The sequence below is a fragment of the Streptomyces diastatochromogenes genome (genome assembly GCF_002242805.1).
GTDB lineage: Bacteria > Actinomycetota > Actinomycetes > Streptomycetales > Streptomycetaceae > Streptomyces > Streptomyces diastatochromogenes.
Genome location: NZ_MCGQ01000064.1, coordinates 1 through 6,571, shown reverse-complemented (window position 1 = coordinate 6,571; position 6,571 = coordinate 1). Strand labels below are relative to the sequence as shown.

General features: G+C 71.3%; 7 protein-coding genes. 4 read left to right on the top strand and 3 right to left on the bottom strand.

Features of this window, described 5'->3' with window-relative positions:
• Nucleotides 1-586 (bottom strand): condensation domain-containing protein (locus tag BEK98_RS44340; RefSeq protein ID WP_244202248.1); only part of this gene is annotated, 586 nt, incomplete at its 3' end.
• Nucleotides 587-911: 325 nt separating this feature from the next.
• On the opposite strand from BEK98_RS44340, the gene BEK98_RS51490 reads away from it, so the two are divergent.
• The 4 genes from BEK98_RS51490 to BEK98_RS44325 all read left to right on the top strand — a co-directional run bounded on the left by BEK98_RS51490 (nt 912) and on the right by BEK98_RS44325 (nt 3,796).
• Complete coding sequence (locus tag BEK98_RS51490) at nt 912-1,295, top strand: cytochrome P450 (protein ID WP_107428332.1); 384 nt, start codon at nt 912-914, stop codon at nt 1,293-1,295.
• On the top strand, nt 1,271-2,284 hold the full coding sequence (locus tag BEK98_RS44335) for a cytochrome P450 (protein WP_094222520.1): 1,014 nt from the start codon (nt 1,271-1,273) through the stop codon (nt 2,282-2,284). The genes BEK98_RS51490 and BEK98_RS44335 overlap by 25 nt, the downstream gene beginning before the upstream one ends.
• Before the next feature lie 67 nt (nt 2,285-2,351).
• Nucleotides 2,352-2,993, top strand: a complete 642-nt coding sequence (locus tag BEK98_RS44330; RefSeq protein WP_208643407.1) for an ATP-binding cassette domain-containing protein — start codon at nt 2,352-2,354, stop codon at nt 2,991-2,993.
• Nucleotides 2,990-3,796, top strand: a complete 807-nt coding sequence (locus BEK98_RS44325; RefSeq protein ID WP_094222519.1) for a hypothetical protein — start codon at nt 2,990-2,992, stop codon at nt 3,794-3,796. The genes BEK98_RS44330 and BEK98_RS44325 overlap by 4 nt, the downstream gene beginning before the upstream one ends.
• Here the strand turns inward: BEK98_RS44325 and BEK98_RS44320 are convergent.
• Together BEK98_RS44320 and BEK98_RS44315 are read right to left on the bottom strand one after the other, a co-directional pair.
• The gene (locus BEK98_RS44320) at nt 3,759-5,456 is read right to left on the bottom strand and encodes an amidohydrolase (RefSeq protein ID WP_094222518.1); all 1,698 of its coding nucleotides are present in this window, start codon (nt 5,454-5,456) and stop codon (nt 3,759-3,761) included. The two genes, BEK98_RS44325 and BEK98_RS44320, sit on opposite strands and share 38 nt — an antisense overlap.
• A gap of 79 nt (nt 5,457-5,535) precedes the next feature.
• A complete protein-coding gene (locus tag BEK98_RS44315; RefSeq protein ID WP_094222517.1) occupies nt 5,536-6,519 on the bottom strand; it encodes an ABC transporter permease in 984 nt (327 codons plus the stop codon).
• Nucleotides 6,520-6,571 lie beyond the last annotated feature (52 nt).

Genomic DNA, 6,571 nt, shown 5'->3' with positions numbered 1-6,571 from the left:
CGGGCGCACCATGCGGGAGGGGCACGAGATCCCCGACCTTCGCCGAGCGATCCCTCAGGAAGTCGTTCAGCTCCTCGACGGAGAAGCGTGCGCGGAAGTGTTCCTCGACGGGGCGGGGCAACCCCGTGGTACGGGGCGGCAGCACCGGCGTACGGCCGGCGACGCGTGCGCTGTAGCTGCGCCACAGGGTGTGCAGCAGCGTCAGCGCACTGACACCGTCGCTGACGGCGTGGTGAACCGACAGGGCCAACCGGTGGCGGTCCGCCGCCTCCTCGGTCACGACGACCCTGAACAGCGGCGTGTCCGGCGCGTAGGGCGCCCCGACCCGGTCGATGCCGTCGGCCACGTCAAGACGCGGCCCGGGCACCGACGGGTCCAGCCGCAGGACGTGGCCCTGATCCACGGCCACGATCCGCGCGGACAGTACGGGGTGCAGGAGGAGCAGGTCCCCGACCGCGGCCGCCAGCGCATCGAGGTCGAGTCGGCCGTGCAGCCGCTGACTGAAATGGATGGGCGTCCCGAACGAGGCGAAGGCCCCCTCGCTGGCCGCGAGCGGGCGTTCCTCCACTGCCGTGGCGTCGGTCAAGTCGATCTCCTCGCAGAGGCCGCGGGCCGGTGCCCGGTGACCGCCGAGGCCGACACGGTCGCCCGCGCCATGATGGTCGTGCGCTGCCGGCGATCACCGCAACACGGGCTGCCGATCACCGCAACAGGGCTGCTCTCGGTTCACTCCGTCGGGGTCTTCGCACGTCAACGGCGCCGGGCGCGCTTCAGCCGAACGACTCAAAGGGCCCACCCGGAAGGTGCCGCAGCGCACCGAACGGATCCGGCCCGGCCCCGCGTTGGTTAGACACGTTCCCGGACAGCGGCCGCTGTTCCCCCCAGCCTGTGCGGAAGGAACCCATTCCCCCATGAGCAGGACCCGATCCGACTTCCGATTCGCGCAGGCTCCGGGCGCGTTGCCGGGACTGGGGCACGCACTGCGCATCTGGAGAACGCCGCTGTCCTTCCTCTGTTCCCTGCCGTCCCAGGGGGATCTCGTACGCCTGCGACTCGGGCGGCAGCCCATTTATCTTGCCTGCCACCCGGAGTTGGCCGACCAGGTACTACGGGACTCCCACACGTTCCCCAAAGGGGGCCCGGGCTACGCCCAGATGCGCACGCTCCTCGGCGACGGGATCGTCACGTGCCCGAACGCCAAGCACAAGCGGACACGGCGGTTGCTCAGCCGCCGTTCCAGCGCACTCGCGTCGCCGATTACATCCCCACCATGGTCGAGACGGCCGACGCGGTGACCGGGGCCTGGCGGTCCGGCGTCCCGTTCGACGTGATGCGGGAGATGACGGCCGTGGCGGCGACGATCGGCGTACGCACGATGTTCGCCGCGGAGATCACGGAGCACTACCGCGACGAGGCCCATGCCTGCATCGAGGAGATCATCGGCGGGATCCACCGCGAGGTGCTCACCTCCGCGCTCGGAGTGCGCTGGCTGTTCCCCCACCGCGCCCGCCGGTTCCGTCGGGTGCTGAGCAGGTACGAGCAGGTCATCGACGAAGTGATCCTCGCCTACCGCCGCTCCGGCGCGGAGCACGCGGACATCCTGTCCATGCTCCTGGCGGCACGTGACGACGCCGGGGAGCCGATGAGCGACGGCGAGGTGCGTGACAATGTCATCAACATGTTCACCGCGGCGACGGCGGCGGGCCGTGCCAGCACCATGGTGTGGGCCCTGCACCTGCTCGACCGCCACCCGGACATCGCCCGCCGCGTCCAGCACGAGATCGACTCCGTCCTGGGAGGCGATCCGCCGGACGATCCGTCGCTACGACGCCTGGAACTCACCCGGCATGTCGTGCTGGAGACGCTGCGGTTGTATCCGCATGGCTGGCTCATCCTCCGCCGCGTGGCCGCGCCCGTCGAACTGGCCGGGCAGATCCTGCCGTCCGGGGCCGGCCTGGTCGTCAGCCCGTACCAGCTGCACCGCCGGCCGAGTCTCTTCCCCGACCCCGAGCGGTTCGACCCCGACCGGTGGGCCGCCGAAACCCCCGGCCTGCGCGAGGCGTACATCCCGTTCGGCAACGGCTCCCGCAAGTGCCTCGGAGAGGCTTTCGCGCTCACCGAGATCGTCGTCGTCCTCGCTCGGGTGCTCCAGAACTGGACCCTGCGCGGGCAAACCGTCTCCTCGGGCCCCGTGGTCCCCCGCGTCAACGCGCTGCTGGAGGCCCCGCCCCTGGTCATGACGCCGCGGCCGCGTACCTCCCGGGTGACGGCGGAATGCGTGTGAACCGGCCCGCACAGACCCGCTCGCCCGGCGACGAGGACGCGCGGACGTACAGCGAAGAGAGGAACTCGTGACCGTCTCTCCCTCCACGGCCACCGGCACCGCCCTCAGCGCGCGCGACATTCACAAGGCATTCGGCAGACGCGTCGTACTGGCCGGCGTCGACCTCACCGTCCGTTCCGGGCAGACCGTCGGCGTCGTCGGGGAGAACGGCGCCGGCAAAACCACCCTGCTGCGCATCCTCAGCGGTGACCTGCGCCCGGACCAGGGCACCGTCACGGTCGACGGCACGCTCAGCCACTGCCCCCAACACCCCGTTCTCAACAACGCCCTTACGCCGTTCCAGCACCTTCGCCTGTTCCAGGAGGCCTTCCGCCTCCCCCACCTCGACCGCGCCCACGAGCTGATCGACCGGCTCGCCTTCGCCGACCATCTCCACGTTCCCGTCAAAGTCCTCAGCGGCGGCACACGGCAGAAGCTCAACCTCGTCCTCGCCCTCATGCACGATCCCGACGTGGTGCTGCTCGACGAGCCCTATCAAGGCTTCGACTGGCAGACCTACCTCGCCTTCTGGGACCTCGCCGCCGCCCGCCGCGCGGCCGGGGGCACCACCGTCGTCATCTCCCACCTCGCCCACGACATCGACCGTCTGGACGCCGTCATCCAGCTCGGTCACGAAGCGACCGTCATGACCGAGGGAGCCGGCCGGTGAGGGCCTACCGCATCGCGGCCCGCTACCACCTGGCCGAACTCGCCAAGAACACACTCGCCGCGCTCCTGCTGGCCGTCCTCATCCCGGTGTGGATCCTCGCCGCGCCGCAGATCTTCGCGGCCGCCTCGCTGGCCTTCCGGCTGCGCGCGACCGGCCGGACGCTCACCGCCTCGACGGACCACGTGGGCATGATCCACGGCTGTCTCGGCGTGGTGATGCTCCTGATGGCCTTCCTCACCTTCAGCGCCGCCCGTCAAGCCGGCCCCTTCGACCGCCGGCTCACCGCGGCCGGCTACCCGCGCACCCCGCTCCTGCTGGCCAAGGCGACCTCACTGCTCTCGGCCGCCGCGCTCGTCGCCCTGTACACCACCGTATGGACGCTGGCCGTATGGTCACCCCGCCACCCTGGGTTCCTGTGGCTCGGACTGTTCACCGCATGCCTGGTCTACGGCTCACTCGGACTCGTCCTCGCACTCTTCCTGCCCGGCGAACTCGAAGGCATGGTCGTCATCTTCGTCACCAGCAACCTCGACCTGCTGCCACAAAGCCCCCTGGTCAACCCCGATCCCCATGGCTTCCTCGGCCCGTTGCTGCCGATGTACGGCTCCACCCAGACCTGCCTCGCCGCCGGTCTTGCCCCCACCACCCCGCTGCGGCCCGTAGCCGCAAGCCTCACCTGGACGGCGGCCCTCACCCTCGTCGCTCTCCTCGCCTTCTGGATCCGCACCCGCGAGCGGCAGGGGGCCGGGGCTTGGACACACGCACTCAGCGCTCGTGCACCACGTCCCCGTCGAACACGGTGAGGTCCACCTCGACCTGGGTGATGTCGTGCGGGTCGAGGGCCGGCAGGGGGCGGTCCAGGACGCACAGGTCCGCGACCTTGCCCGGCTCGACGGTGCCCTTCCAGTCGTCGGCGAAGTCCTGCCAGGCCGCGTTGACCGTGTAGGCGCGCAGCGCTTCGGCCAGGGACACGCGCTGCTCGGGGCCGCTCGGCCGGCCGCTGGCCTTCGACTCGCGCAGCATCATCGACGCGACGCCCTGCCGCCAGTCGGGCTCCGTGATCGGCGCGTCGGAGCTGGCGCACACCCGCACACCCGCCTCGACGGCAGAGCGCACGGGCCACTGGTACGCCGACCGCTCCGGGCCCACGACCTCGTCCATGAGGTCGGAGATCGTCCACTTGATCCCGGGGTTCATGTTGACGCCGTAGCCGTGCGCGGCGAGCTTGGCCAGGCTTGCGGGGCCGATGAAGTCGCCGTGGATGACGTAGTGCCGGGCGTCCGGGCGGGGGGTGGCCGCGTGCGCGGCGGCGAAGGCGTCGACGACCGTGTCGATGGCCCGGTCGCCGGTGACGTGCACGCCGAGCTGGAAGCCGGCGTCGTGGGCGAGTCGGATCATCTCGCGCAGTTCCTCGGCCTGCAGCGCGGGGGTGTCCCCGTGCACGCACAGGGCCCCGTGACCGCCGGACGGGTACGGCTCCTTCATCCAGGCCGTACGGTTCGGCGGCACCCCGTCCCCGAAGATCTTGACCCCGAGGACGCGCAGCCGACGTGCGTCCGGCGTGGGGACATGGCCCAGTTCGGCCAGGCCCTTGCGCAGCTCGTCCGCCGAGCCTCCCATCGGCGCGGGCAGCAGCAGTACGCTGACGCGGGCCCGCAGGTCGCCGCTCGCGGCTAGTTCGGCGTACGCGGTCAGGTTGTCGGTGCCGAGGCCTCCGGACGCGGTGGTCGCGCCGCCGGGCCCGAGGCCGGGCTCGGTGTAGCTGGTGATGCCGCGTGCGTGCAGTTCCCTGATCACCGCCTGGATGGCCTGTCGGCGCTGGGTGATCGTCGGGGTGGGCAGCGCCTCCTGGACGAGCCGCTGGGCGGCCTCGCGCAGGATGCCCGTGGGCTGTCCGTCCGGGTCGGTGTCGATGACGCCACCGGGTGGCGCGACCGAGTCGGCGTCGACACCGCACCGGCGCAGGGCAGCGGTGTTCGCCCACACCATGTGCGCGGAGAAGTCCGTCAGGCAGACCGGGTTGTCCGGAGCGACCGCGTCCAGGTCCCGGCGGTGCGGAAAGCGGCGCGGATCGGCCAGGCACTCCGCCAGATAGCCGGGGTCCCAGCCCTGCCCGACGATCCACTCCCCCGGCGCGGCGGCACACACCGCCCCGCCCACGAGCGCCGCGATGTCGGCGATCGACCCGGCCGCCGGGTGACCGACGTTCACGGAGAACGGCGGTTTCGTCATGCCGTACGCCGCCCCGTGCAGATGCGAGTCGTTGATGCCGGGCAGCACGGTCCGGCCGCGCAGCTCGATGAGCCGGGTGCCGGGGCCGGCCAGGGCACGCATCTCCGCGTCGCTCCCGACGGCGACGATGTCCCGGCCGCGCACGGCCACTCCCTCGGCGACGGTGAAGTCACGGTCGACGGTGAGGACCTGACCGCCGGTCAGGATGAGGGTGGGAGCGGTGACACTCATTGGCGAACCCCTTTCGAGGGCTTCGTAGGACTCGTGGGCTTCGTGGGATTTGTGGGTTTCATGGATGCGGGCAGGGGCGTCATCGCGTGGGCTTCGGGGCGAAGTGGGCGAGGGCCGCGCCTGCCACCAGGGCGGTTCCCTGGGCCATCTGCTGCCAGAACGCCGGCACATTGAGCAGGGTCAGGCCGTTCTGCAGTCCGCCGAGGAAGAGCACACCGAGCAGGACACCGAGGATCGAGCCGGAGCCGCCGGTGAGGGCGACCCCGCCCAGCAGCACGGCGGTGAGCACGGTCAGTTCGAATCCGGCGCCCGACGTGCCGGCGACGACGCTGTCCAGGACCGACGCCTTGACGGCACCGGCCAGGGCCGCGGCGACACCGGTGACCACGAACAGCGTGAACGGCGTGCGGCGGATGTCGATGCCGGACAGGTGGGCCGCCTCCCGGTTGACCCCGATCGCGAAGACGTGCCGTCCGGCCGGAGTGAGCACCAGGAACAGGGCCCCGGCCACCAGGACGAGCGCGGCAACCACGACGGGCGCGGCGACACCGGCGATCTTCGCCCCGCCCAGCCACGCGAATCCGGAGCCGAACCCGCTGAGCGGCAGCGGGAAGAGCTGCTGGGCCAGCCCGCGCACGGCGGTGAGCATGCCGAGCGTCACGATGAACGGCGACAGTCCCAGGTAACAGCAGAGGATGCCGTTGACGGCGCCCACCGCCGCTCCGGCGGCCAGTGCCCCCAGCACGGCGACGACCGGTGACAGATGCTGCTCGCCGGCCAGCCATCCGGCCACCAGCCCGCCCAGGGCGAGCGTGGAACCGACGGACAGATCGAGGTAGCCGCTGATGACGAGCAGGGCGAGCGGCACGGCGACTACGGCCAAGGTGGCGGCGTCGGTGGCGATCCCACGCAGGTTGGCCAGGTCGAGGAAACTGCCCGACGACAGCTGGAAGACCAGCATCATCAGCGCGAGCACGGCAATCAGCGGATGACGTCGTACGACGCGCAGGCCTCCGGCGGCGAGGGAGCGCGGGCGGGTGAGGACTTGGTCGGCGGTGGTCATGCTGCTCCTTCGGTGGACGGGGGGTTGGTGGCGGGGGCGGTGACGGGTGGGG

Coding starts and splice junctions, on each gene's coding strand:
- BEK98_RS51490 (WP_107428332.1), top strand. CDS start 912: ATGAGCAGGACCCGATCCGACTTCCGATTCGCGCAGGCTCCGGGCGCG.
- BEK98_RS44335 (WP_094222520.1), top strand. CDS start 1,271: ATGGTCGAGACGGCCGACGCGGTGACCGGGGCCTGGCGGTCCGGCGTC.
- BEK98_RS44320 (WP_094222518.1), bottom strand. CDS start 5,456: ATGAGTGTCACCGCTCCCACCCTCATCCTGACCGGCGGTCAGGTCCTC.
- BEK98_RS44315 (WP_094222517.1), bottom strand. CDS start 6,519: ATGACCACCGCCGACCAAGTCCTCACCCGCCCGCGCTCCCTCGCCGCC.